We start from the raw sequence: 24,802 nt of genomic DNA, 5'->3' as shown, positions 1-24,802 counted from the left end.
GGTGTCCTCACGAGGACGTGGCGTCCTCACGAAGAGGGGGACACCGTTTCCGGTGTCCCCCTCGGGGCTGCTAGTCGCGGGCCGCGGTCAGGTGTTCCGCGTGTTCCTGGAGCGAGCGGACGCTCACGTCGCCGCGGTTGAGGGCGTCGATGCCCTGGACCGCCGCCGCCAGCGCCTGGACCGTCGTCAGGCAGGGCACGGAGCGCGCCACGGCCGCCGTACGGATGTCGTAGCCGTCGAGGCGGCCGCCGGTGCCGTACGGGGTGTTGACGATGAGGTCGACCTCGCCGTCGTGGATGAGCTGGACGATGGTCTTCTCGCCGTTCGGGCCGGTGCCCTCGGACTGCTTGCGCACGACCGTGGCGTTGATGCCGTTGCGCTTGAGGACCTCGGCCGTGCCGGAGGTGGCCAGCAGCTCGAAGCCGTGGGCGACCAGCTCGCGGGCCGGGAAGATCATCGAGCGCTTGTCGCGGTTGGCGACCGAGATGAAGGCGCGGCCCTTGGTGGGCAGCGGGCCGTAGGCGCCGGCCTGCGACTTGGCGTACGCCGTGCCGAAGACGGAGTCGATGCCCATGACCTCACCGGTGGAGCGCATCTCCGGGCCGAGGACCGTGTCGACGCCGCGGCCGTGGATGTCGCGGAACCGCGACCACGGCATGACGGCCTCCTTGACGGAGATCGGCGCGTCGAAGGGCAGCTCGCCGCCGTCGCCACTGGCCGGGAGCAGGCCCTCGGCGCGCAGCTCGGCGATGGTGGCGCCCAGCGAGATCCGGGCGGCGGCCTTGGCCAGCGGCACCGCCGTCGCCTTCGAGGTGAAGGGGACCGTCCGGGAGGCGCGCGGGTTGGCCTCCAGGACGTAGAGGATGTCGCCCGCGAGCGCGAACTGGATGTTGATCAGGCCGCGCACCCCGACACCCTTGGCGATGCCCTCCGTGGAGGCGCGCAGGCGCTTGATGTCGAAGCCGCCGAGGGTGATCGGGGGCAGGGCGCACGCCGAGTCGCCGGAGTGGATGCCGGCCTCCTCGATGTGCTCCATGACGCCGCCGAGGTACAGCTCCTCGCCGTCGTAGAGCGCGTCGACGTCGATCTCGATCGCGTCGTCGAGGAACCGGTCGACCAGGACCGGCCGCGAGGGGCTGATCTCGGTCGACTCGGCGATGTACGCCTCCAGGCGCGTCTCGTCGTAGACGATCTCCATGCCGCGCCCGCCGAGGACGTACGAGGGGCGCACCAGGACCGGGTAGCCGATCTCGTCGGCGATGGCCTTGGCCTCGGCGAAGGTGGTGGCGGTGCCGTGCTTGGGGGCCGGGAGGCCGGCCTCCTTGAGGACTCGGCCGAAGGCGCCCCGGTCCTCGGCGGCGTGGATGGCCTCCGGGGAGGTGCCGACGATCGGCACGCCGTTGTCCTTGAGCGCCTGCGACAGGCCCAGCGGGGTCTGGCCGCCGAGCTGGACGACGACGCCGGCGACGGGTCCGGCCTGCTGCTCGGCGTGCACGATCTCCAGCACGTCTTCCAGCGTCAGCGGCTCGAAGTACAGGCGGTCGGAGGTGTCGTAGTCCGTGGAGACGGTCTCCGGGTTGCAGTTGACCATCACCGTCTCGTAGCCCGCGTCGCTCAGCGCGAAGGAGGCGTGGACGCAGGAGTAGTCGAACTCGATGCCCTGGCCGATGCGGTTCGGGCCGGAGCCCAGGATGATGACGGCCGGCTTCTCGCGCGGGGCGACCTCGGTCTCCTCGTCGTAGGAAGAGTAGAAGTACGGCGTCTTCGCGGCGAACTCGGCGGCGCAGGTGTCGACCGTCTTGTAGACCGGGCGGACGCCGAGCGCGTGCCGGACCTCGCGGACGACGTCCTCGCGCAGGCCGCGGATCTCGCCGATCTGCTGGTCGGAGAAGCCGTGCCGCTTGGCCTCGGCGAGCAGGTCGGTGGTCAGCTCCGGAGCGGCCGCCAGCTCGTCGGCGATCTCCTTGATCAGGAAGAGCTGGTCGACGAACCAGGGGTCGATCTTCGTGTACTCGAAGACCTCCTCGGGCGTGGCGCCCGCGCGGATGGCCTGCATGACGGTGTTGATGCGGCCGTCGGTGGGGCGGACCGACTCGCGCAGCAGCGCGTCCTTGTCGCCGGGCTCGCCGACGAACGTGAACTGGCTGCCCTTCTTCTCCAGGGAGCGCAGGGCCTTCTGGAAGGCCTCGGTGAAGTTGCGGCCGATGGCCATGGCCTCGCCGACCGACTTCATGGTGGTGGTGAGGGTGGAGTCGGCGCTCGGGAACTTCTCGAAGGCGAAACGCGGGGCCTTGACGACCACGTAGTCGAGCGTCGGCTCGAAGGAGGCCGGGGTCTCCTGCGTGATGTCGTTCGGGATCTCGTCCAGCGTGTAGCCGACGGCCAGCTTGGCGGCGATCTTGGCGATCGGGAAGCCGGTGGCCTTGGAGGCCAGGGCCGAGGAGCGGGACACGCGCGGGTTCATCTCGATGACGATGACCCGGCCGTCCTCGGGGTTCACCGCGAACTGGATGTTGCAGCCGCCGGTGTCGACGCCGACCTCGCGGATCACGGCGATGCCGATGTCGCGCAGGATCTGGTACTCGCGGTCCGTCAGCGTCATCGCCGGGGCGACCGTGATCGAGTCGCCGGTGTGGACGCCCATGGGGTCGAAGTTCTCGATGGAGCAGACGACCACGACGTTGTCGTGCTTGTCGCGCATCAGCTCCAGCTCGTACTCCTTCCAGCCGAGGATGGACTCCTCCAGGAGCACCTCGGTGGTCGGCGAGAGGGTGAGGCCGGTGCCGGCGATGCGGCGCAGCTCCTCCTCGTCGTGGGCGAAGCCGGAGCCGGCGCCGCCCATGGTGAAGGAGGGGCGGACCACGACCGGGTAGCCGCCGAGCTCCTCGACGCCCTTGAGGACGTCGTCCATGGAGTGGCAGATGTAGGACCGGGCGGACTCGCCGTGGCCGATCTTCTTGCGGACCTCCTCCACGACCTCCTTGAACTGGTCGCGGTCCTCGCCCTTGTGGATCGCCTCCACGTTGGCGCCGATCAGCTCGACGCCGTACTTGTCGAGGACACCGTTCTCGTGCAGCGAGATGGCGGTGTTGAGGGCCGTCTGGCCGCCCAGGGTGGGCAGCAGCGCGTCGGGCCGCTCCTTGGCGATGATCTTCTCGACGAACTCGGGGGTGATCGGCTCGACGTAGGTGGCGTCGGCGATCTCCGGGTCGGTCATGATCGTCGCCGGGTTGGAGTTGACCAGGACGACCCGCAGGCCCTCGGCCTTGAGGACGCGGCACGCCTGGGTGCCGGAGTAGTCGAACTCGGCGGCCTGGCCGATGACGATCGGGCCGGAGCCGATGACCAGGACGGACTGGATATCGGTGCGCTTAGGCACGCTGGCCCTCCATGAGCTTCACGAAGCGGTCGAACAGGTAGGCGGCGTCGTGCGGGCCGGCCGCTGCTTCGGGGTGGTACTGGACGCTGAAGGCGGGGCGGTCGAGGAGCTGGAGCCCCTCCACCACGTTGTCGTTCAGGCAGACGTGCGACACCTCGGCGCGGCCGAACGGGGTCTCGGAGACCTGGTCGAGCGGGGCGTCGACGGCGAAGCCGTGGTTGTGGGCGGTGACCTCGACCTTGCCGGTCGTGCGGTCCTGCACCGGCTGGTTGATGCCGCGGTGGCCGTACTTCAGCTTGTAGGTGCCGAAGCCGAGGGCGCGGCCGAGGATCTGGTTGCCGAAGCAGATGCCGAACAGCGGGGTGCCGCGCTCCAGGACGCCCTGCATGACGGAGACGGCGTGGTCGGCGGTGGCCGGGTCGCCCGGGCCGTTGGAGAAGAACACGCCGTCCGGGTTGACCGCGTAGACGTCGTCGACGGTGGCGGTCGCCGGGAGGACGTGCACCTCGATGCCGCGCTCGGCCATGCGGTGCGGGGTCATGCCCTTGATGCCGAGGTCGACGGCGGCGACGGTGAACTTCTTCTCGCCGATCGCGGGGACGACGTACGGCTCGGTGGTGGCGACCTCGGCGGAGAGGTTCGCGCCCTTCATCTGCGGGGCTTCCTGCACGCGCGCGAGGAGGGCGCCGTCGTCCTGGACGGCGTCGCCGCTGAAGATGCCGACGCGCATGGCGCCGCGCTCGCGCAGATGGCGGGTGAGGGCGCGGGTGTCGATGCCGGAGATTCCGACGACGCCCTGCGCGGCCAGCTCCTCGTCGAGCGTGCGCCGGGAGCGCCAGTTGGACGGCACGCGCGCGGGGTCGCGCACGACGTAACCGGCGACCCAGATGCGCTGGGACTCGGGGTCCTCGTCGTTCACGCCGGTGTTGCCGACGTGCGGGGCGGTCATCACCACGACCTGGCGGTGGTACGACGGGTCGGTGAGGGTCTCCTGGTAGCCGGTCATGCCGGTGGAGAACACCGCTTCGCCGAAGGTCTCCCCCACGGCCCCGTAGGCGCGGCCCCGGAAGACCCGGCCGTCCTCCAGGACGAGTACGGCGGGAGTTTTGGCGGCTCCCCTGGTGGAGGTGGTCATCGTTCGGCGCCTTCCCTGGTGTTCGTTTCGATCATGGAGTTGAGGGCTTCGACCCACTCGTTGTGCTCGGCCGCGTGGTCGGAGCGGAAGCCGGAGTCGATCAGCCGGTCGCCGTGCGCCCAGGTGACGACCAGCAGGCCGCCCTCGGTGAGCACCTTGCCGGCGATGCCCTTGTCGAGCCGGGCCTCGCGCAGCTGCGCCACCGGGACGAAGAAGTCGTCCGCTCCGGGGCGTACGACGTCCAGGCCGGCGTCTGTGAGCGTCAGCTCGGCGCGGCTGCGGGTGCCCAGGCCGTGGGCGACGATGCGGTCGAGCCACTGCCCGGCGGTGGTCGAGCCGTGGTAGCGGCCGCTCATGGTCAGGCGCGCCGGGCCCGGGTCGTCCGGCGTGACGGGCAGCTCGGGCAGGTCGCCCTGGAGGGTGCCGCGCCACTTCCAGCCCTCGCGCATCAGCCAGTAGACGAGCGCGACGAAGAGGGCGAGGCCGACGACCCAGCCGATGCGGGCGGCCCAGTCGGTCACTTGCGCCGATTCCTTCTCGGCGGCCAGCAGCAGTACAGGTGTCACGTGAGCTTCCCGTCGACGAGTGTGGCCTTGCCCCGCAGCCACGTGTGCGTCACACGGCCCGGCAGCTCACGCCCCTCGTAGGGGGTGTTGCGGCTGCGCGAGGCGAAGCCCGCGGGTTCCACGAGCCCACGGTATGCCGTGTCGACCAGGGTGAGGTTGGCGGGCTCACCTGCCGAGACGGGACGGCCGTGGCCCGTGGCCTGTCCGATCTGCGCGGGCTTGAAGGACATGCGGTCGGCGACGCCGGCCCAGTCCAGCAGGCCCGTGTCGACCATGGTCTCCTGGACCACTGACAACGCCGTCTCCAGCCCCACCATGCCCATGGCGGCCGCGGCCCACTCGCAGTCCTTGTCCTCGTGCGGGTGCGGGGCGTGGTCGGTGGCGACGATGTCGATCGTGCCGTCGGCGAGCGCCTCGCGCAGCGCCATGACGTCACGCTCGGTGCGCAGCGGCGGGTTCACCTTGTAGACCGGGTTGTACGTGCGGACCAGCTCGTCGGTGAGGAGCAGGTGGTGCGGGGTGACCTCGGCGGTGACGGCGATGCCGCGGGACTTGGCCCAGCGGACGATCTCGACGGACCCGGCGGTCGACAGGTGGCAGATGTGGACGCGGGAGCCGACGTGGTCGGCGAGCAGGACATCCCGGGCGATGATCGATTCTTCGGCCACCGCGGGCCAGCCCCCGAGACCCAGCTCGGCGGAGACGACGCCCTCGTTCATCTCGGCGCCCTCGGTGAGCCGCGGCTCCTGCGCGTGCTGCGCGATGACACCGCCGAAGGCCTTCACGTACTCCAGGGCGCGGCGCATGATCACGGCGTCGTGGACGCACTTGCCGTCGTCGGAGAAGACGGTGACGCCGGCGGCCGACTCGTGCATGGCGCCCAGCTCGGCGAGCTTCCTGCCGTCGAGGCCGACGGTGACGGCGCCGATCGGCTGGACGTCGCAGTAGCCGTGCTCCTTGCCGAGCCGCCAGACCTGCTCGACGACGCCGGCGGTGTCGGCGACGGGGAAGGTGTTGGCCATGGCGAAGACGGTGGTGTAGCCGCCGGAGGCCGCGGCGCGGGTGCCGGTGAGGACGGTCTCGGAGTCCTCGCGGCCCGGCTCACGCAGGTGGGTGTGCAGGTCGACCAGGCCCGGCAGCAGCACCTTGCCCCCGGCCTCGACGACCTCGGCGCCCTCGGCGCTCAGACCGGCACCGACCTCCGCGATCGTCTGCCCGTCGATCAGCACGTCCTGCGGCTCGCCGCCGAGCACCTTGGCACCACGGATCAGGATCTTGCTCATCGGTCTTGCTTCTCCTCGGTACGGGTGTGGGTGACGGCGGGCTCGTTTCCACCGAGCAGCAGGTACAGGACGGCCATCCGGATGGAGACTCCGTTCGCGACCTGCTCGACGACGGTGCAGCGGTCGGAGTCGGCGACCTCGGCGGTGATCTCCATGCCGCGGACCATCGGCCCGGGGTGCATCACGACGGCGTGCTCGGGCATCCGCGCCATGCGGTCGCCGTCGAGGCCGTAGCGGCGGGAGTACTCGCGCTCGGTCGGGAAGAACGCGGCGTTCATCCGCTCGCGCTGGACGCGCAGCATCATCACCGCGTCGGACTTGGGCAGGGTGCTGTCGAGGTCGTAGGAGACCTCGCACGGCCAGGTCTCGATGCCGACCGGCAGCAGGGTCGGCGGGGCGACGAGGGTGACCTCGGCGCCGAGGGTGTGCAGCAGGTCGACGTTGGAGCGGGCGACGCGGCTGTGCAGGACGTCGCCGACGATCGTGATGCGCCGGCCGGCGAGGTCCTGGCCGAGTCCGGCGTCCGGGCCGATCAGACGGCGGCGCATGGTGAAGGCGTCCAGCAGGGCCTGGGTCGGGTGCTGGTGGGTGCCGTCACCGGCGTTGACCACGGCCGCGTCGATCCAGCCGGAGTTCGCCAGCCGGTACGGGGCGCCCGAGGCGCCGTGCCGGATGACCACGGCGTCGACGCCCATGGCCTCCAGGGTCTGGGCGGTGTCCTTCAGGGACTCGCCCTTGGAGACGCTGGATCCCTTGGCGGAGAAGTTGATGACGTCCGCGGACAGCCGCTTCTCGGCGGCCTCGAAGGAGATCCGGGTGCGGGTGGAGTCCTCGAAGAAGAGGTTGACGATCGTGCGGCCGCGCAGGGTCGGCAGCTTCTTGATCGGCCGGTCGGCGACCCGGGCCATCTCCTCGGCGGTGTCGAGGATCAGGACGGCGTCGTCGCGGGTGAGGTCGGCGGCCGAGATGAGATGACGCTGCATCTGTCAGGCTCCGTAAGGCAGTTCAAACGGGAGATTCGGGGCAGACGGGCGCGCGAGCGCGCGCACTGAGCCGGCGTACGACAGCGGCGTACGCCTGAGGCGCTACTGGGCGTCCGGCTTGGCGCCGAGCAGCACGGTGTCGCGACCGTCCTCCTCGGCGAGCTGGACCTTGACCGTCTCCCGCAACGACGTGGGGAGGTTCTTGCCGACGTAGTCGGCGCGAATGGGCAGTTCACGGTGACCGCGGTCGACGAGCACGGCGAGCTGCACCGCCCGCGGGCGGCCGATGTCGTTCAGGGCGTCGAGGGCGGCGCGGATGGTGCGGCCGGAGAAGAGCACGTCGTCGACGAGGACGACCAGCTTGCCGTCGATGCCGTCACCGGGGATCTCGGTGCGGGCCAGCGCACGCGGCGGGTGCATGCGCAGGTCGTCGCGGTACATGGTGATGTCGAGCGAGCCGCACGGGACCTTGCGCTCGGTGATCTGCTCCAGCTTGTCGGCGATCCGGCGGGCGAGGAAGACGCCCCGGGTCGGGATGCCGAGGAGCACCACGTCATCGGCGCCCTTGGCGCGTTCGACGATCTCGTGGGCGATGCGGGTCAGTACCCGCGCGATGTCGGGCCCTTCGAGAACGGGCCGGGCATCGGACTGCGCGTCGTGCTTGTCCATACGAAACGGACCTCCTTCTCCGCCTCACGGGACGGACCTTAAAGGACGTCGGGATTGCGCCATCCACGGTAGCAGGCCCCCGCGATCGCCCGGACGGCCCCCTCGGATCACCTATTCGGCCCAACGCGGTGCCACTACCACGGAAGAGTCGGTGCGGACCATTCGGCTTGACGCGGCAGAGTAACGCTGCGTAACCTCACAGTGAGTTACCAGCCGCGCGGGCTGGCACCCACGCCAGACGCGTCGACACAGTGCCGGGGAGCTATATGTCCAGCGAATACGCCAAACAGCTCGGGGCCAAGCTCCGGGCGATCCGCACCCAGCAGGGCCTTTCCCTCCACGGTGTCGAGGAGAAGTCCCAGGGACGCTGGAAGGCGGTCGTGGTCGGTTCCTACGAGCGCGGCGACCGTGCCGTGACCGTGCAGCGCCTTGCCGAGCTGGCGGATTTCTACGGCGTTCCGGTGCAGGAGCTGCTTCCGGGCACGACCCCGGGCGGCGCCGCCGAGCCGCCGCCGAAGCTGGTCCTGGACCTGGAGCGGCTGGCCACGGTGCCGGCCGAGAAGGCGGGCCCCCTGCAGCGCTACGCGGCCACGATCCAGTCGCAGCGCGGTGACTACAACGGCAAGGTGCTCTCGATCCGCCAGGACGACCTGCGCACACTCGCCGTCATCTACGACCAGTCGCCGTCGGTGCTCACGGAGCAGCTGATCAGCTGGGGTGTCCTGGACGCGGACGCGCGCCGCGCGGTGGCGACCCACGAGGAGGGCTGAGCGCTCCGCTGGGGCCCAGCAGAAACGTGCCGCCGGGGTGGCCGGAACCTTGTGGTTCCGGCCACCCCGGCGGCGTTCTCCGGGCCTGGCGGCCCCGGCTGGTACGTGGGAACGCCGGAGGGCCCGCGGCGGTCACGCTGCGGGCCCTCCGGCGTTCTGTCTGTCTCAGACCTCGTCGCGGCGCAGCGAGGGCTTGAGCTCCTTCAGCCTGCCGAGCAGACCGTTCACGAACGAGGGCGACTCGTCCGTGGAGAACTCCTTCGCCAGCTGCACCATCTCGTCGAGGACGACGGCGTCCGGGGTCCCGTCGACCCAGATCAGCTCGTAGGCACCGAGCCGCAGGATGTTGCGGTCGACGACCGGCATCCGGTCGAGCGTCCAGCCGACCGAGTACTGGGCGATCAGCTCGTCGATGCGCTTCGCGTGCTGCGCGTAGCCCTCGACCAGCTCCATCGTGTACTCGCTCACCGGCGGCTGCCGGGTGTCCGTCCGGGAGTGCCGGACCCAGTCCGCGAGGACCGTCTGGACGTCGGCGCCGCGCTGGTCGCCCTCGAAGAGGATCTGGAAGGCACGCTTGCGGGCCGTGTTGCGGGCAGCCACGGTTAGCTGTTCACCCGGCCGAGGTAGTCGCTGGTGCGGGTGTCGACCTTGATCTTCTCACCGGTGGTGATGAAGAGCGGGACCTGGATCTGGTGGCCGGTCTCCAGGGTGGCGGGCTTGGTGCCGCCGGTGGAGCGGTCGCCCTGGACGCCCGGCTCGGTCTCCTGGACGGTCAGCTCGACGGCGGCCGGGAGCTCCACGAAGAGCACCTCGCCCTCGTGCTGGGCGACGGTGGCCATGAAGCCCTCGATGAGGAAGTTGGCGGCGTCGCCGACGGCCTTGCGGTCGACCATGAGCTGGTCGTAGGTCTCCATGTCCATGAAGACGAAGTACTCGCCGTCCATGTAGGAGAACTGCATGTCGCGCTTGTCGACGGTGGCCGTTTCGACCTTGACGCCGGCGTTGAAGGTCTTGTCGACGACCTTGCCGGAGAGCACGTTCTTGAGCTTGGTGCGCACGAAGGCCGGGCCCTTGCCGGGCTTGACGTGCTGGAACTCGACGACGGACCAGAGCTGGCCGCCTTCGAGCTTGAGCACCATGCCGTTCTTGAGGTCGTTCGTGGAAGCCACGGTTGCGGAATCTCCTGGACTGACGTACGACCCCGGGGCACGCACCTGCCTACAGGGCGAGCAGCTCCTTGGTCGTGATGGTGAGTAGCTCGGGTCCGCCGTCCGCCTCGGGGCGGACGACGAGCGTGTCATCGATCCGGACGCCGCCCCGGCCCGGGAGGTGGACCCCCGGTTCGACGGTGACCGGCACGCAAGCGTCCAGTTTACCCATGGCCGCCGGGCTCAACTGAGGGTCCTCGTCGATTTCGAGCCCGACACCGTGTCCGGTGAGGACCGTGAGGCCCTCGGTGTAGCCCGCGGAGTCCAGGACTTGGCGGGCGGCGCGGTCGACGTCCCGGCAGGCGGCGCCGGGTACCAGGCTCTCACGTCCGGCCCGCTGGGCGGCGAAGACCAGGTCGTACAGCTCGATCTGCCAGTCGGCGGGCGCGGTGCCGATGACGAACGTGCGGCCGATCTCGCAGCGGTAGCCGCGGTACGTCGCGCCGAGGCAGACGGAGAGGAAGTCGCCCTCCTCGACGCGGCGGTCGGTGGGGCGGTGGCCCGGCCGCCCGGCGTTGGGCCCCGTGCCCACAGAGGTCGGGAAGGCCGGGCCGTCGGCTCCGTGGTCGACCAGGCGTCTCTCCAGCTCCAGGGCGAGGTGGCGCTCGGTGCGGCCGACGAGGATGGACTCCAGCAGTTCGCCGAGGGCCTGGTCGGCGATCTCGGCGCCGATGCGGAGGCAGGAGATCTCCTCCTCGTCCTTGACGACCCGGAGCTGCTCGACGGCGCCGCCGAGGTTGGCCAGGCGCAGCCGGGGGGCGACCGAGCCGAGGGCCCGGTGCCGGGCCACGGTGAGGTGGTGCTCCTCCACGGCGAGGGAGTCGGCGCCCTGGCCGGCGGCGAGGCGGGCCGCCGCGACGGCGGGGTCACCGCCGTCGGCTCCGGGCAGGGTCTGTACGCGCAGGGCCTCGTCGGGGCGCTCCTGCGTGGGTCGGTCCGCGGACGAGCCGGGACACACCAGGAGGTCCTCGGTCCTGCCCAGCAGCAGAACGGCGCCGAGCGGGGCGGCACCCGCGAGATAGCGCACGTTGGCGGGGCGGGAGACCAGCGCCGCCGCGCTGCCGCCCGCGTTGCAGTATTCCCTCAGACGCGTCCGGCGGGCCGCGTACACCTCTGACATGACCCGAGCGTATGAGCTCCGCGGGTTCGGCGCCGTTCGGGAGAGGCCGAGTGGGGCAGCCGCACGTTCGTCGTCCGCGAGCCGGTGGGAGCTGATCGCGCAGTTCCCCGCGCCTCTAAGGTGCGCTCACCACTGGGGTGGGCTGGCGATGGAGCGGGCCAGGACGTCGTCCAGCACCCTCGCCGTCTCCGGGACGTCCAGCTGTGAGTTGTCGATGATCGGCAGGCCGGACCCGTACCACCCGGCCATGCGGCCATGGATGCGGGCGACCTCCTCGTCCGACAGCCGCCGGTTTCCCGAGCGCTCCGCGTTGCGTTCGAGGACGATGTCCAGCCCGGGGAGCAGGACGACGGGGAGCAGGCCGGGCCCGACGTGGCGTTTCCAGCCACCGAGGCCGACGACCGGCCGGTCGGGGAAGACCGCGTCGTCAAGGATGCACGAGATGCCGTTGGCCAGGAAGTTCCGCGCGGCGAAGCCGCAGGTGCGGCGGGCCAGGCGGTACTGCGCCTCGGAGTTGTCGTTCCACCCGGACTGCGGGTCGGCGAAGCCGGAGCGGACCCACTCGCGTACGTCGTCGAGGCTGATGTGCGCCGTGGGCACGCGGCGATGATCCGCCCAGTACTTGGCGACGCTGGTCTTGCCCGCGCCCGCGGGGCCTATGAGCAGCACGGCGAGCGTCGTACCGGCGGGGTCGGGAGCCGTCGCGGCGGGCGGCGCGCTCGGCATGGCGACGGGGCCACCCGGCGGCAGGGGCACATGGCCGGTGGTGTCCGGCGGCGGTGGAACGGAAGCCTGCGGTGGAGGTGCGGCCGGGCCCGGTGGGGGCGCGGCCGGGCCGGGTGGGGGCGCGGGATACCCCGGTGCCGGGGGCGGCGGGGGCACGGGCACGGAGCCCTGGTGCGCGCCCGGGTGGTGCGGACGCGGGTGGTGTGCGGCCGGCGACCAGCCGGCGGCCGGTCCGTGCCCCGGCTGATGGGGCGGCGGCAGCGGAGAACCCACTGCGTGCTGCATCCGGTGCCACTCCGTCTCGTACAGGCGATGGGCGCTGACAGCGGGGGCGGAACCCGCTGCTACCGAACGGTACCGCCCCCGGTCATCGATGTGTGAACGGCCGGGGGCGGCCCGAAGTGCCCGGCGCCGTAAGGCGATTTCGGGCGGAAGGCGCGCCGGTGGACTTACTGCCCGACTTCGCCGTACGCGGCGAGCAGCACGGCCGGGTCGGGTCCCTCCAGGACGGTGGGCTTGGCCAGACCGTCGAGGACGATGAAGCGCAGCAGGTCGCCGCGGGACTTCTTGTCGACCTTCATGGTCTCCAGCAGCTTGGGCCACTGGTCGTGGCGGTAGTGCAGCGGCAGCCCCACCGATTCGAGGATGGTGCGGTGGCGGTCGGCCGTCGCGTCGTCGAGCCGGCCTGCGAGGCGGCCGAGTTCGGCGGCGAAGTGCATGCCCACCGAGACCGCGGCGCCGTGGCGCCACTTGTAGCGCTCGTTCTTCTCGATGGCGTGGCCGAGCGTGTGGCCGTAGTTGAGGATCTCGCGCAGGCCCGACTCCTTGAGGTCCGAGGAGACGACGTCGGCCTTGACCCGGATGGAGCGCTCGATCAGCTCGGCGGTGTGCGGACCGGCCGGGGTGCGGGCGGCCTCGGGGTCGGACTCGATGAGGTCGAGGATCACCGGGTCGGCGATGAAGCCGGCCTTGATGACCTCGGCGAGCCCGGAGACGTAGTCGTTGACCGGGAGGGAGTCCAGCGCGGCCAGGTCGCAGAGGACACCGGCGGGCGGGTGGAAGGCGCCGACGAGGTTCTTGCCCTCGGCGGTGTTGATGCCGGTCTTGCCGCCGACGGCCGCGTCGACCATGGCGAGCACGGTGGTGGGGATGGCGATCCAGCGCACACCGCGCAGCCAGGTGGCGGCCACGAACCCGGCGAGGTCCGTGGTCGCGCCGCCGCCGACGCCGACGATGACGTCCGTGCGCGTGAATCCGGACTGGCCGAGCGCCTTCCAGCAGTAGGCGGCGACCTCGGCGGTCTTGGCCTCCTCCGCGTTGGGCACCTGGATGGCGACCGCCTCGTAGCCCTGCCCGGCCAGGTCGGCGCGGAGCGCTTCACCGGTCTCGGCCAGTGCCTCGGGGTGCACGATCGCGACCCGCTTGGCCTTGTCGCCGATCAACCCGCCCAGTTCGCCCAGGAGTTGGCGGCCCACCAGGACCTCGTACGGCTCGGTGCCCGCCGTGCCGCCGACCTGGATCCGCGTCACTGCCTCAGTCATGCGTCCTTCAACTCCAGTGCGTCCAAAGCCACTTGGGTGACCTCTTCGGGCGTACGGCCGTCGGTGGCTACGACGGCCGTGGCGACCTCCTCGTACAGGTGCCGGCGGGCCTCCATCAGCTCGCGCCACTGCTTGCGCGGGTTGACGGCGAGCAGCGGGCGGGCGGCGTTGAGGCCGGTGCGCTTGACCGCCTCCTCGACGTCCATCGACAGGTACACCACCCGCTGCCCGGCGAGCAGCGCACGTGTGTCGGCGTCGAGGATCGCGCCGCCGCCGAGTGCCAGGACGCCGTCGTGCTCGGCGAGCGCCTGGCGCACGGCCTGCTTCTCGATCGCCCGGAAGGCGGGCTCGCCCTCGTCGACGAAGATCTCGGCGATGGTCCGGCCCTGCGCGGCGACGATGTCGTCGTCGGTGTCCCGGTAGGAGACGCCGAGCCGCTCGGCCAGCAGCTGCCCGACGGTGGACTTGCCCACGCCCATCGGGCCGACGAGGACGACCAGTGGGCCGGTCATCGGATGGCGAGGTTGTCGAGGTACGAGGTCACGTTCCGGCGGGTCTCGGCCACGTTGTCACCACCGAACTTCTCCGCCACGGCGTCCGCCAGGACGAGCGCCACCATCGCCTCGGCCACGATGCCGGCCGCCGGAACCGCGGAGACATCCGAGCGCTGGTGGTGGGCCTGGGCGGCCTCACCCGTGGTCACGTCCACGGTCTGCAGCGCGCGCGGGACGGTTGCGATCGGCTTCATCGCGGCACGCACCCGCAGCAGCTCACCGGTGCTCAGCCCGCCCTCGGTACCGCCGGAGCGGCCGGAGGTGCGCCGGATGCCCTCGTCGGTCCTCACGATCTCGTCGTGCGCCTTGGAGCCGGGGACGCGGGCCAGCTCGAAGCCGTCGCCGATCTCGACGCCCTTGATCGCCTGGATGCCCATCAGCGCACCCGCGAGCCGGGCGTCCAGCTTGCGGTCCCAGTGCACATGCGAGCCGAGACCCACCGGCACGCCGTAGGCCAGGATCTCCACCACGCCGCCGAGGGTGTCGCCGTCCTTGTGGGCCTGGTCGATCTCGGCGACCATCGCCTTCGACGCGTCCGCGTCCAGGCACCTCACCGGGTCCGCGTCCAGCCGCTCCACATCCGCCGGCGTCGGGTACACGCCCTGCGGCGCCTTCGCCGAAGCAAGCTCCACCACGTGGGAGACGACCTCGATGCCGGTCGTCTCCTTCAGGTACGACCGGGCCACCGCACCCAGCGCCACCCGGGCCGCCGTCTCCCGCGCGGACGCCCGCTCCAGGATCGGCCGCGCCTCGTCGAAGCCGTACTTCTGCATGCCGGCGAGGTCGGCGTGGCCCGGGCGCGGGCGGGTCAGCGGGGCGTTGCGGGCCAGCCCCGCCAGGACCTCCTCGTCGACCGGGTCGGCCGCCATGACCTGCTCCCACTTCGGCCACTCGGTGTTGCCCACCATGATCGCCACCGGGGAGCCGAGGGTGAGGCCGTGCCGGACGCCACCGAGGAAGGTGACCTCGTCCCGCTCGAACTTCATCCGGGCACCGCGCCCATAGCCCAGGCGCCGCCGCGCGAGGTGATCCGCCACCATCTCCGTGGTGATCGGCACGCCGGCGGGAAGACCCTCCAGCGTCGCGACGAGTGCGGGACCGTGGGACTCCCCCGCGGTCAGCCAGCGCAACCTGCTCAACGGTGCTCCTCAGTGCTCGCGCCCGTACTGCTGCGTACGCGCGTCCTCGCTTACGGCGACGGCCCGACCGGGTGCGCGGCCCGGTCCGCCACCTCCGATCCTCCCACGTCCCGGCCGTCCGTCCGGCGGCCGGTCCATCAAGCGGACGCGCTCGCGGACGGACCGTCGCCCTGGCGCTGCGGCGGCGCGTACGCCCCCAGGAAGTCGGCGCCGCTCGGCTGCTGCGCGGGCTGGGCCTGCTGCGGGCCGTACGCGCCGAGGAAGTCGGCCCCGCTGACCTGCTGCTGGGCCGGCTGCGTCTGCTGAGCCCGCTGTGGTGCGTACTCCCCCAGGTAGTCCGCCCCGCGCCCCTGCCCGTACCGGGCCGCCGCGTGGACGGGCTGCCCGCTGCGGACGGCGCGCCGGTAGGCGATCTTGCGCTTGATCTTCACGACCCAGGACGCCACGACGACGAGCACGATCAGCGCGAGCACCGTGATCTGGACCCAGTCGGGCAGGAAGCCGAGCACCGACTCGAATATCTGGGACTTGACGGACGCCTGAGGCAGGCCTGCGGACATGACGGCTTTTCCCCTCCCCTGTTCCGCCCCTGCGGAACCGAGAGCGGATCTTAGCGGGCGGCGAGAGCGCGCTCGCCGGCTTTTCGCATGGCGTCCAGGGGTGCCGGGGCCAGCCCCGTCATCTGCTCGACCTGGAGCACGGCCTGGTGCACCAGCAGGTCGAGGCCGCTGACGACGGCGCCGCCGTACGCCGACCAGCGGGCCGCGAGGGCGGTCGGCCAGGGGTCGTACAGCACGTCGAAGAGGGCCGCCGGCCGCTCCGGCACGGACCGGGCGAGGGTGTCGGTGACCCCGGCCGGCGTGGTGCTGATCACCAGCGGGGCGCGCAGCGCCTGCTCGGCGTCCGTCCAGTCGGCGATGCGCACCGCGACGTCCAGCCGCTCGGCCCACTGCCGCATCTCGTCGGCCCGGGCCTCGCTGCGCACGTACACGGCGATCTCGCCCGGGCAGATCCGCGCCAGCGCGGCCAGGGCGGACGAGGCGGTGGCGCCCGCGCCGAGGATCGCGGCGGCCTCCACCTTGTCGATGCCGTGCTCGCGCAGCGCCGCGACCATGCCGGGGATGTCGGTGTTGTCGCCGGTCCTGCGGCCGTCCTCCGTGAGGACGACGGTGTTGACGGCGTCGACGGAGGCCGCCGTCTCGCTGATCTCGTCGAGCAGCGGGATGACGGCCCGCTTCAGCGGCATGGTCAGCGACAGCCCGGCCCACTCGGCGCCGAGTGTGTCGAAGAACCCGGGCAGGCCGGCTTCGTCCACCTCGAACCTGTCGTACGTCCAGCCGCTCAGCCCCAGTTCCCGGTAGGCGGTGCGGTGCAGGACCGGGGAGAGCGAGTGGGCGATCGGGGAGCCGAGTACGGCGGCTCGGCGTGGTGCGGCGGCCATCAAAGGTGTCCTCAGTTGTTCCGTGAGGCGTTGAACTGGTCGACCAGCTTCTGGTGTTCCGCGTTCGTCTTCGTGAACTTGCTGGTCTTGCCGTCGAGCGAGATGAAGTAGTACCAGCCGTCGTCCGTCGGGTTGAGGGCGCCCTTGATCGCGTCCTCTCCCGGGTTGTCGATCGGACCGGGCGGCAGGCCCTTGTGGAAGTACGTGTTGTACGGGTTGTCGTAGTTCCGCAGTTCGCTCAGGCTCAGGTCGATCTTGCTCTGGTTCTTGATGTAGTTGTAGGTGGAGTCGAACTCCAGCATGCCGTTGGTCTGTGGGTTCCCGGGCTTCATGCGGTTGTAGACGACCTCGGCCATCTTGCGGAAGTCGCTGTGGCTCGTGCCCTCGGCCTGGACCAGGCTGGCGACGGTGACGAGCTGCCAGGGGTTCTCGAGTCCGAGGCTCTCGGCCTTCTTCTCGACGCCGAACCTCTCGTAGGTCTCGGTGGCCCGCTTGACCATCTGCTTCAGGACGTCCTCGGGCTTCTGGCCTTCGCTGACGCCGTAGCTGGACGGGTAGAGGAAGCCTTCCAGCGGGTCCTTGACGTTCGGCTGGTTCTGCGCCCAGGCGGGCAGGCCGAGCTTCTTGTAGTCCTTCTTGGCGACCGCGGCGGTGGTGCCCTCCTTGACCTCCAGCCGCTTGTCGATGAGCCGGTAGATGTCGACGTTGCGCTTGCCCTCGGCGATGATCAGGTTGTCTCGGCTCTCCGGGCTGAGCATCAGTTCGACTGCACTCTTGGCCGACATTTGCTTCTGCAGCGTGTACACGCCGTCCTGGATGCTCCGGCCGTCGGGGTTGCCGGCCTGGGCCGAGACGAACGCGTCGACGCTCTTGACGACACCCGCGGCTTTCAGCGCCCGGCCGATCGCATAGCCGTCCGCGCCCTGGGGGATCTCGACGGTCACTTCCTGCCCGTTGCCGTCGCCCGCGAAGTCCGGGGCGTCGCCGAAACGATCCTGGAAGAACTGGTAGCCGAAGTAGCCGACGCCGCCGATGCCGCCGCCGAGGACCAGGACGACCAGCAGGCAGGCCATGCCGTTGCGGCGCTTCTTGGGCTTGCCGCCGCGTCCGCGCTTGTCCTCGCGCCCCCGGCGGTCCTCCGGCTCGTCGTCATCGTCGTCCCCGCCCGCGAAGAAGGCGTGTTCGCCCTGGTCGGGGCCGGGGTCCCAGTCGGTCTCCGGTTCCGGTTCGGCCTGTCGGCGGCCGGGCGGCTCCGGGGGCGGATACGCGTCGGGCGTGCCGTAGTAGTCCTGCTGGCCCCCGCCGTAGGAGCCGGTCTGCTGCCCGTAGGGGTCCGCCGGATCCCCGGGGTAGGAGGCCTGCTGGTGGCCGCCGGTGTTCCAGCCGCCGTTGTCGTACTGCTGCTGGTGGTAGCCCTGGGCCTGCTGCTGGTGGTGGTCGCCCTGGCCCGGGTACTGCTGGTGCCCGTGAGCCTGTGCCGCGTACTGCTGGTCGTACGGGTACTGCTGCTGCGCCTGACCGTATCCGGCCTGCTCGCCGGTGCCCCAGTCGCCGTACTGCGGCTGCTGCGGCTGCTGCGGCTGCTCTGGATAGTGCTGCGGCTGGCCGCCGTAGGGGGACTGCCGACCCTGGTGGGCCTCCTGTCCTCCCCATCCGCCGTCCCCGTACAACGGGTCCTCCGGATGCCACGGTTCGGAGCCTTGGCCCCGGCCATACTCAGTCATCGATCCCCTAGAGCCGCGAGGCGGCGGTCACGCGGCTTCCGGCTCGGCTCCCGTCCCGCCTCTTGCTGTGCGGCGGCTGTTCGAATGCCCGCCGCATCGCGCGGAACGTTACCGTATCGCGATCAGATGACCACTTCGACGTCTTCGCCGGGTGCTTTACCTGACACCCGTTCGGATTCGAGGGCCTGCTGCAGGATGACCACGGCCGCCGCCTGGTCGATGACGGACCGCCCCTTCTTGGACTTCACGCCCGAAGCGCGCAGTCCCTGAGTGGCCGTCACCGTCGTCATGCGTTCGTCCACGAGTCTCACCGGAACCGGGGCGATCATGCGTGCCAGTTCCTGGACGAAGCCGCGGACCTTGACCGCGGCCGGGCCCTCGCCGCCCTTGAGGGAGCGCGGGAGACCGGCCACGACCTCGAGGGGCTCGTACTCCTCGACGAGTTGTTTCAACCGTCGCTGAGCTGCGGGGATGTCACGCCCCGGGACCGTCTCCACCGGGGTGGCGAGGATCCCGTCGGGGTCGCACGAGGCGACCCCGATGCGGGCGTCCCCGACGTCGATCGCGAGTCGACGTCCTCTGCGCATGTTCTCGACCGTCTCTTACTTGGCCGTCTCGGCGACGAGTCGCTCGACGGCGTCCACGGCGTCACCGATGGCGGCCGGGTTCTGGCCGCCGCCCTGGGCGACGTCCGGCTTGCCGCCACCGCCGCCCCCGAGGGTCTTGGCGGCCGTGCGGACCAGGTCGCCGGCCTTGAGGCCGCGCTCGCGGGCGGCGTCGTTGGTGGCGATGACCGTGAGCGGCTTGCCGTTCGCCACCGTGAACAGGGCGACCACGGCGGCCCGGCCGCCCTGGATGCGTCCGCGCACGTCGAGGACGAGCTTGCGCAGGTCGTCGGCGGTCGTGCCGTCCGGGACCTGACCGGTCACGACGGCAACGCCGCGGACGTCCTTGGCGGACTCGGCGAGACCGGCGGCGGCCTGGAGGACCTTCTCGGCGCGGAACTTCTCGATCTCCTTCTCGGCGTCCTTCAGCTTGCCGAGCATGGCGGAGACCTTCTCCGGGAGCTCCTCCGGGCGGCCCTTGATCAGCTCCTGGAGCTGCGCGACGACCGTGTGCTCCCGGGCGAGGAAGTTGTAGGCGTCGACGCCGACGAGGGCCTCGATGCGGCGCACACCGGAGCCGATGGAGGACTCGCCGAGCAGCTTCACCAGGCCCAGCTGGGCGGTGTTGTGCACGTGCGTGCCGCCGCACAGCTCCTTGGAGAAGTCGCCGATGGTGACCACGCGCACCCGCTCGCCGTACTTCTCGCCGAACTCGGCGATGGCGCCCTGCTTCTTGGCCTCGTCGATGCCCATGACGTCGGCGCGGACGTCGAGGTCGCGGGCGAGCACCTCGTTGATCTTCTGCTCGACGTCGGTCATCACGGCCGTCGGAACGGCGGACGGGGAGCCGAAGTCGAAGCGGAAGCGGCCGGGCTGGTTCTCGGAACCGGCCTGGGCGGCCGTCGGGCCGAGGGCGTCGCGCAGGGCCTGATGGGTGAGGTGCGTGGCCGAGTGGGCCCGGGCGATGGCCTTGCGGCGGCGGTCGTCGATGGCGGCGTGGGCCTTGGCGCCCACGGTGACCTCGCCGACCTGGACGACGCCCTTGTGCACGTAGACACCGGGGACCGGCTTCTGGCAGTCGCGGATCTCGATGACGGCGCCCGAGTCCACCTTGATGCGGCCGGTGTCGCCGATCTGGCCGCCGCCCTCGGCGTAGAAGGGGGTGCGGTCGAGGACGATCTCGACCTCGTCGCCCTCGGTGGCGGCCGGGGAGGAGACGCCGTCGACGAGGATGCCGACGATCGTGGACTCGCCCTCGGTGTCGGTGTAGCCGATGAAGTCGGTGGCACCGGCGCGGTCGGCGATCTCGCGGTAGGCGCCCATGTCGGCGTGGCCGGTCTTCTTGGCCTGGGCGTCGGCCTTGGCGCGCTCCCGCTGCTCCTTCATCAGGCGGCGGAAGCCCTCCTCGTCCACGGACAGCCCCTGCTCGGCGGCCATCTCCAGGGTGAGGTCGATCGGGAAGCCCCAGGTGTCGTGGAGCAGGAAGGCCTTGTCGCCGGGCAGGACGGTGCCGCCGGCGGCCTTGGTGTCGCTGACGGCGGTGTCGAGGATGTTGGTGCCGGCCTTCAGCGTCTTGAGGAAGGCGTTCTCCTCGGCGAGGGCGACCTTCTCGATGCGCTCGCGGTCGGTGATGAGCTCGGGGTACTGCTGGCCCATCATGCCGATGACGACGTCGATCAGGTCCTTGACGACCGGGCCGGTGGCGCCGAGCAGGCGCATGTTGCGGATGGCGCGGCGCATGATGCGGCGCAGTACGTAGCCGCGGCCCTCGTTGCCGGGGGTGACGCCGTCGCCGATGAGCATGGTGGCGGTGCGCATGTGGTCGGTGACCACGCGCAGGGAGACGTCCGAGGCCTGGGCGTCGCCGTAGCGGACGCCGGTCAGCTCGGTGGCCTTGTCGATGACGGCCATCGAGGTGTCGATCTCGTACATGTTCCGCACGCCCTGCAGAATCATGGCGAGGCGCTCGAGGCCGAGGCCGGTGTCGATGTTCTTGCTGGGCAGTTCGGCGAGGATCGGGTAGTCCTTGCCCGGTCCCTCACCCCGCTCGTACTGCATGAAGACGAGGTTCCAGATCTCCACGTACCGCTCGTCGTTGACGGCGGGGCCGCCCTCGGCACCGAACTCGGGGCCGCGGTCGTAGTTGATCTCGGAGCAGGGACCGCAGGGACCGGGTACGCCCATGTCCCAGTAGTTGTCCTTCTTGCCCAGGCGCTGGATGCGCTCCTTGGGCACCCCGACGACCTCGTGCCAGATGCGCTCGGCCTCGTCGTCGTCCTGGTAGACGGTGATCCACAGGCGCTCGGGGTCGAGGCCGTAACCGCCCTTGTCCTGGGGGCTGGTGAGCAGCTCCCAGGCGAGCTTGATGGCGCCTTCCTTGAAGTAGTCGCCGAAGGAGAAGTTGCCGCACATCTGGAAGAACGTGCCGTGCCGGGTGGTCTTGCCGACCTCTTCGATGTCCGGCGTGCGCACGCACTTCTGCACGCTCGTGGCGCGGGCGTAGGGCGGCTTGACCTCACCCAGGAAGTAGGGCTTGAAGGGCACCATGCCGGCCGGGACGAGGAGCAGAGTCGGGTCGTCCGCGATGAGCGACGCCGAAGGGACGACGGTGTGACCGCGCTCCTCGAAGAAGCTCAACCAGCGGCGGCGGATCTCAGCCGACTCCATCAGTGGTCCTCATTCCGGTTGTACGAGTACGTCGTCCTGTCGACGTACTTCGGGTTGCTGCGGTTCTCGATGGCGGCGTACCGCCGGGGTGCGGGGAGTTCGGGGTTCTCGTTGATCCCGAGGGCGTCCCCCAACTCGGCCTCCCGCACGGCCATGTTGTCCCGGACGTCGAGCGCGAAGTCCACCGCGCGGTCCTTGAGGCGCTGACCGGCCTCGATCGCCTTGTTCCCAGCGGTTCTGGCGAGGCTCTCGGGGGTCAGCTGCTTCAGCTTGCGGTTGACCTTGGTGGTGGCCCACACACCGGCGGCGACGCCCGTGGTGAACCAGAAGGTGCGGCGGAACATCGCTGGCTCTCAGTCCCTCTTCCCTCGGGAGCTGCGCCGGGAGACCGTGCGGCCCACGATCACGGTACGCCTCGGCGTCTTGGCGGGCACGTCCTCCTTGCGGCCGCCGAGGGCCCGGCGCACGCCGTAGCCGAAGGCCGCGACCTTGACCAGGGGGCCGCCGAAGGTGGAGGCGACGGTGGTCGACAGCGCGGAGGCGTTCGACGTGACCTCCTGGACGTCGGACGCGATCGCGTCGACCCGGTCGATCTGGGTCTGCGCGGAGCGGACCGCCGAGGATGCGTCGGCCAGCAGCGGGACGGCCTGGTCGGTCACGTCCGCCACGAGCTTGGTGGTCGCCCTGAGCGTCTGGGCCAGCCTCGCCAGCGCGACGGCGAGGAAGGAGACCAGGATCGCCCAGAAGACGGCCACCAGGATTCCGGCCACCTCTCCACCGGACACTGTGCACCCGCTCCCTGAAACGTGCCTGAACATCGAAAAAGTCGTGCGACGAGCCTATCGCGCCGGGGGTGGCGCTCCGTACCGGATTACCCGCCGGGGGCTGGTCAATCGCGAAAGCCCGCCGCCTCGCCCGCCCACAGGGGCGGGGAGACGGCGGGCCGGGGTACCGCGTGCCTGCCGGGATCAGCGGGCGTAGTACTCGACGACGAGCTGCTCGTCGCAGATCACCGGGATCTCCTTGCGGTTCGGCTCGCGGTCCAGGCGGAACGCCAGGGCCTTGAGGTTCACCTGGAGGTAGCGCGGAGTCTCGCCGTCGGGGGCGAAGCCACCCTCACGGGCGATCGTGAAGAGCGTCTTCTCCTTGGAGCGCTCGCGGACCTGCACGACGTCGTCCGGGCGGACACGGAAGGAGGGCTTGTCGACCTTCTTGCCGTTGACGGCGATGTGGCCGTGCGTGACCATCTGGCGGGCCTGGTAGATCGTGCGGGCGATGCCCGAACGCAGGACCAGGGCGTCGAGACGGCGCTCCAGCTCGATGATCAGGGCCTCACCGGTCTTGCCCTGGACCTTGGAGGCGCGCTCGTAGGCGCGGACGAGCTGGCGCTCGGACACGTCGTACTGCGCGCGCAGACGCTGCTTCTCGAGCAGACGGACCTTGTAGTCCGAGTTCTGCTTGCGGCCACGGCCGTGCTCACCCGGCGGGTAGGGGCGGGCCTCGAAGTACTTGACGGCCTTCGGGGTCAGCGCGATGCCGAGGGCACGCGACTTCTTGACCTTGGGGCGGGACTGGTTCGCCACTGCTTTCTCATTTCCTGGATTCGGCTTGTCAGGGTTGAGGGAGGTCGCATCCGCAGCCGGGGAAACCCGCCTCGGTCCTGGTGGACCTCGGTGGGCAGCCGCTCCCCTGGTCTGGGCACATACGTGCAGCACGCGAGTGGCCCACCGACCGGTCCCGTCCGTACGACGAGGGGTGGTGGGCTGCCCGCGACACCGTTCGACGGTGCGCGACGCTCCTGGAGCCGATCCCGGAGGATCGGGCTCCGGCCGACTGTCCCGTTCTGACTGCACGGGACGCGGCACTCCGATCGAGTTTACAGGGTCCTCAGGACCGCTTTCGACCGAGGTTCTTGCGGGTCCACTCGACCGCGTCCGCGTAGCGGGCCTCCGCGCCGTGCCGGGTGGGCTCGTAGTACTGGCGGTCCTTGAGGGCGTCCGGGGCGTACTGCTGGGCGGCGATGCCCTCGGGCAGGTCGTGCGGGTAGACGTAGCCCTGGCCGTGGCCGAGCTTGGTCGCGCCCTTGTAGTGACTGTCGCGCAGGTGGGCCGGCACCGGTCCGGCCAGGCCCTTGCGTACGTCCTCCAGGGCGGCGCCGATCGCCGTCGTCGCGGCGTTGGACTTCGGCGCCAGGGCGAGGGCGATCGTGGCGTGGCTCAGGGTGAGGGCGGCCTCGGGGAAGCCGATCATGGCGACGGCCTGGGCGGCGGCGACCGCCGTCTGCAGGGCGGTCGGGTCCGCCAGGCCGATGTCCTCGCTCGCGGAGATCATCAGGCGCCGGGCGATGAAGCGGGGGTCCTCGCCGGCCTCGATCATGCGGGCCAGGTAGTGCAGGGCGGCGTCGACGTCGGAGCCGCGGATGGACTTGATCAGGGCACTGGCCACGTCGTAGTGCTGGTCGCCGTCGCGGTCGTACTTCACGGCCGCCCGGTCGACCGTCTCCTCCAGGGTGGTCAGGCCGATCTCCGCCTCGCCCTTGTCGAGGGCGGCTCCGGCGGCCGCCTCCAGGGCGGTCAGGGCGCGGCGGGCGTCACCGCCGGCGATGCGCAGGAGGTGGCTCTCGGTCTCCTCGGGGAGGGTGACGGCGCTGTTGAGGCCGCGCTCGTCGGCGAGGGCGCGGCGGACCAGGCCCCTGATGTCGTCGTCCGTGAGCGGTTCGAGGGTGAGCAGCAGGGAGCGGGACAGCAGGGGTGAGATCACCGAGAAGTAGGGGTTCTCCGTCGTCGCCGCGATGAGCGTCACCCAGCGGTTCTCGACGGCCGGGAGCAGGGAGTCCTGCTGGGCCTTGCTGAAGCGGTGGATCTCGTCGAGGAAGAGGACGGTCTCCTTGCCGTAGCCGCCGGAGGCGCGGCGGGCGCCGTCGATGACCGCGCGGACCTCCTTGACGCCGGCGGTGATCGCGGACAGCTCCACGAAGCGGGCGTCGGTCGCCTTGGAGACGACGTACGCCAGGGTCGTCTTGCCGGTGCCGGGCGGGCCCCACAGGATCACCGAGGAGGGGCCGGCCGGGCCGGAGGCGCCCTCGCCGACCAGTCTGCGCAGGGGCGAGCCCGGCTTCAGCAGGTGCTGCTGGCCCACGACCTCGTCGAGCGTGCGCGGGCGCATCCGCACCGCCAGGGGGCTGCTGGACGGCTCCTTCTCCTGGCGCTCTTCGGCTGCGGCGGTGAACAGGTCGGGCTCCACGTCCAAAACCCTAAATCACGGCACTGACAATCCGTCCGGGCCCCGGAGC

At 70.8% G+C, this 24,802-nt stretch carries 23 protein-coding genes; 1 reads left to right on the top strand and 22 read right to left on the bottom strand.

What is annotated here, in order from left to right:
• Positions 1-70 precede the first annotated feature (70 nt).
• The 6 genes from carB to pyrR all read right to left on the bottom strand — a co-directional run bounded on the left by carB (position 71) and on the right by pyrR (position 8,015).
• Positions 71-3,379 (bottom strand): carbamoyl-phosphate synthase large subunit, encoded by a 3,309-nt coding sequence (gene carB, locus ACSUPV_RS33820; protein ID WP_037769139.1) that lies wholly within the window; start codon positions 3,377-3,379, stop codon positions 71-73.
• Positions 3,372-4,514, bottom strand: coding sequence for a glutamine-hydrolyzing carbamoyl-phosphate synthase small subunit (carA, locus tag ACSUPV_RS33815; protein ID WP_031116628.1), 1,143 nt, complete (start codon positions 4,512-4,514; stop codon positions 3,372-3,374). Before carA ends, carB begins: the two co-directional genes overlap by 8 nt.
• Positions 4,511-5,080 (bottom strand): PH-like domain-containing protein, encoded by a 570-nt coding sequence (locus ACSUPV_RS33810; protein ID WP_031116627.1) that lies wholly within the window; start codon positions 5,078-5,080, stop codon positions 4,511-4,513. The genes carA and ACSUPV_RS33810 overlap by 4 nt, the downstream gene beginning before the upstream one ends.
• Positions 5,077-6,363: a dihydroorotase gene (locus ACSUPV_RS33805; protein ID WP_037769136.1), complete on the bottom strand. Its 1,287-nt coding sequence runs from the start codon at positions 6,361-6,363 to the stop codon at positions 5,077-5,079. Before ACSUPV_RS33805 ends, ACSUPV_RS33810 begins: the two co-directional genes overlap by 4 nt.
• A complete protein-coding gene (locus tag ACSUPV_RS33800) occupies positions 6,360-7,346 on the bottom strand; it encodes an aspartate carbamoyltransferase catalytic subunit (protein WP_031116624.1) in 987 nt (328 codons plus the stop codon). Before ACSUPV_RS33800 ends, ACSUPV_RS33805 begins: the two co-directional genes overlap by 4 nt.
• Before the next feature lie 102 nt (positions 7,347-7,448).
• Positions 7,449-8,015 carry a bifunctional pyr operon transcriptional regulator/uracil phosphoribosyltransferase PyrR gene (pyrR, locus tag ACSUPV_RS33795; protein ID WP_031116623.1) on the bottom strand — a complete coding sequence of 189 codons (567 nt, stop codon included), beginning with the start codon at positions 8,013-8,015 and terminating at the stop codon, positions 7,449-7,451.
• 266 nt (positions 8,016-8,281) lie between these two features.
• Here pyrR and bldD point away from each other — a divergent pair, with 266 nt between their 5' ends.
• Complete coding sequence (gene bldD, locus ACSUPV_RS33790; RefSeq protein ID WP_010046440.1) at positions 8,282-8,785, top strand: transcriptional regulator BldD; 504 nt, start codon at positions 8,282-8,284, stop codon at positions 8,783-8,785.
• 165 nt (positions 8,786-8,950) lie between these two features.
• On the opposite strand, the gene nusB is transcribed toward bldD, so the two are convergent.
• The 16 genes from nusB to ACSUPV_RS33710 form a co-directional block, all read right to left on the bottom strand.
• Positions 8,951-9,385 carry a transcription antitermination factor NusB gene (gene nusB, locus ACSUPV_RS33785; RefSeq protein ID WP_031116622.1) on the bottom strand — a complete coding sequence of 145 codons (435 nt, stop codon included), beginning with the start codon at positions 9,383-9,385 and terminating at the stop codon, positions 8,951-8,953.
• A gap of 2 nt (positions 9,386-9,387) precedes the next feature.
• A complete protein-coding gene (gene efp, locus ACSUPV_RS33780; protein WP_031116621.1) occupies positions 9,388-9,954 on the bottom strand; it encodes an elongation factor P in 567 nt (188 codons plus the stop codon).
• Between the two features lie 49 nt (positions 9,955-10,003).
• Positions 10,004-11,113 carry an aminopeptidase P family protein gene (locus ACSUPV_RS33775; RefSeq protein WP_037769132.1) on the bottom strand — a complete coding sequence of 370 codons (1,110 nt, stop codon included), beginning with the start codon at positions 11,111-11,113 and terminating at the stop codon, positions 10,004-10,006.
• Positions 11,114-11,239: 126 nt separating this feature from the next.
• Entirely contained in the window at positions 11,240-12,124 is an 885-nt protein-coding gene (locus ACSUPV_RS33770) for a Pro-rich N-terminal domain-containing protein (protein WP_436949133.1), read from the bottom strand.
• 164 nt (positions 12,125-12,288) lie between these two features.
• Positions 12,289-13,380 carry a 3-dehydroquinate synthase gene (gene aroB / locus ACSUPV_RS33765; protein ID WP_031116617.1) on the bottom strand — a complete coding sequence of 364 codons (1,092 nt, stop codon included), beginning with the start codon at positions 13,378-13,380 and terminating at the stop codon, positions 12,289-12,291.
• Complete coding sequence (locus ACSUPV_RS33760) at positions 13,377-13,892, bottom strand: shikimate kinase (protein WP_031116616.1); 516 nt, start codon at positions 13,890-13,892, stop codon at positions 13,377-13,379. Before ACSUPV_RS33760 ends, aroB begins: the two co-directional genes overlap by 4 nt.
• Positions 13,889-15,073: a chorismate synthase gene (gene aroC / locus ACSUPV_RS33755; RefSeq protein ID WP_382617575.1), complete on the bottom strand. Its 1,185-nt coding sequence runs from the start codon at positions 15,071-15,073 to the stop codon at positions 13,889-13,891. Before aroC ends, ACSUPV_RS33760 begins: the two co-directional genes overlap by 4 nt.
• 137 nt (positions 15,074-15,210) lie before the next feature.
• The gene (locus ACSUPV_RS33750; protein ID WP_037769123.1) at positions 15,211-15,633 is read right to left on the bottom strand and encodes a hypothetical protein; all 423 of its coding nucleotides are present in this window, start codon (positions 15,631-15,633) and stop codon (positions 15,211-15,213) included.
• A gap of 50 nt (positions 15,634-15,683) precedes the next feature.
• A complete protein-coding gene (locus tag ACSUPV_RS33745) occupies positions 15,684-16,514 on the bottom strand; it encodes a shikimate dehydrogenase (protein ID WP_382617572.1) in 831 nt (276 codons plus the stop codon).
• Positions 16,515-16,525: 11 nt separating this feature from the next.
• Positions 16,526-18,238 (bottom strand): endolytic transglycosylase MltG, encoded by a 1,713-nt coding sequence (gene mltG / locus ACSUPV_RS33740; protein ID WP_436949132.1) that lies wholly within the window; start codon positions 18,236-18,238, stop codon positions 16,526-16,528.
• 122 nt (positions 18,239-18,360) lie between these two features.
• Positions 18,361-18,825: a Holliday junction resolvase RuvX gene (ruvX, locus tag ACSUPV_RS33735; protein ID WP_031116611.1), complete on the bottom strand. Its 465-nt coding sequence runs from the start codon at positions 18,823-18,825 to the stop codon at positions 18,361-18,363.
• 15 nt (positions 18,826-18,840) lie between these two features.
• Positions 18,841-21,510: an alanine--tRNA ligase gene (gene alaS / locus ACSUPV_RS33730; protein WP_031116610.1), complete on the bottom strand. Its 2,670-nt coding sequence runs from the start codon at positions 21,508-21,510 to the stop codon at positions 18,841-18,843.
• On the bottom strand, positions 21,510-21,854 hold the full coding sequence (locus tag ACSUPV_RS33725) for a hypothetical protein (RefSeq protein WP_031116609.1): 345 nt from the start codon (positions 21,852-21,854) through the stop codon (positions 21,510-21,512). Before ACSUPV_RS33725 ends, alaS begins: the two co-directional genes overlap by 1 nt.
• A gap of 9 nt (positions 21,855-21,863) precedes the next feature.
• Positions 21,864-22,328: a DUF948 domain-containing protein gene (locus ACSUPV_RS33720; protein ID WP_078651120.1), complete on the bottom strand. Its 465-nt coding sequence runs from the start codon at positions 22,326-22,328 to the stop codon at positions 21,864-21,866.
• A 150-nt stretch (positions 22,329-22,478) separates the two neighbouring features.
• Positions 22,479-23,093: a 30S ribosomal protein S4 gene (gene rpsD / locus ACSUPV_RS33715; protein ID WP_031116607.1), complete on the bottom strand. Its 615-nt coding sequence runs from the start codon at positions 23,091-23,093 to the stop codon at positions 22,479-22,481.
• Between the two features lie 304 nt (positions 23,094-23,397).
• Positions 23,398-24,753: a replication-associated recombination protein A gene (locus ACSUPV_RS33710; protein WP_382617566.1), complete on the bottom strand. Its 1,356-nt coding sequence runs from the start codon at positions 24,751-24,753 to the stop codon at positions 23,398-23,400.
• Positions 24,754-24,802: the final 49 nt, after the last annotated feature.

The organism is Streptomyces sp. SudanB52_2052, from assembly GCF_964272415.1.
GTDB classification, from domain to species: domain Bacteria; phylum Actinomycetota; class Actinomycetes; order Streptomycetales; family Streptomycetaceae; genus Streptomyces; species Streptomyces olindensis.
The sequence above is the reverse complement of the archived record's forward strand: the minus strand, read 5'-3'. Positions and strand labels throughout refer to the sequence as shown.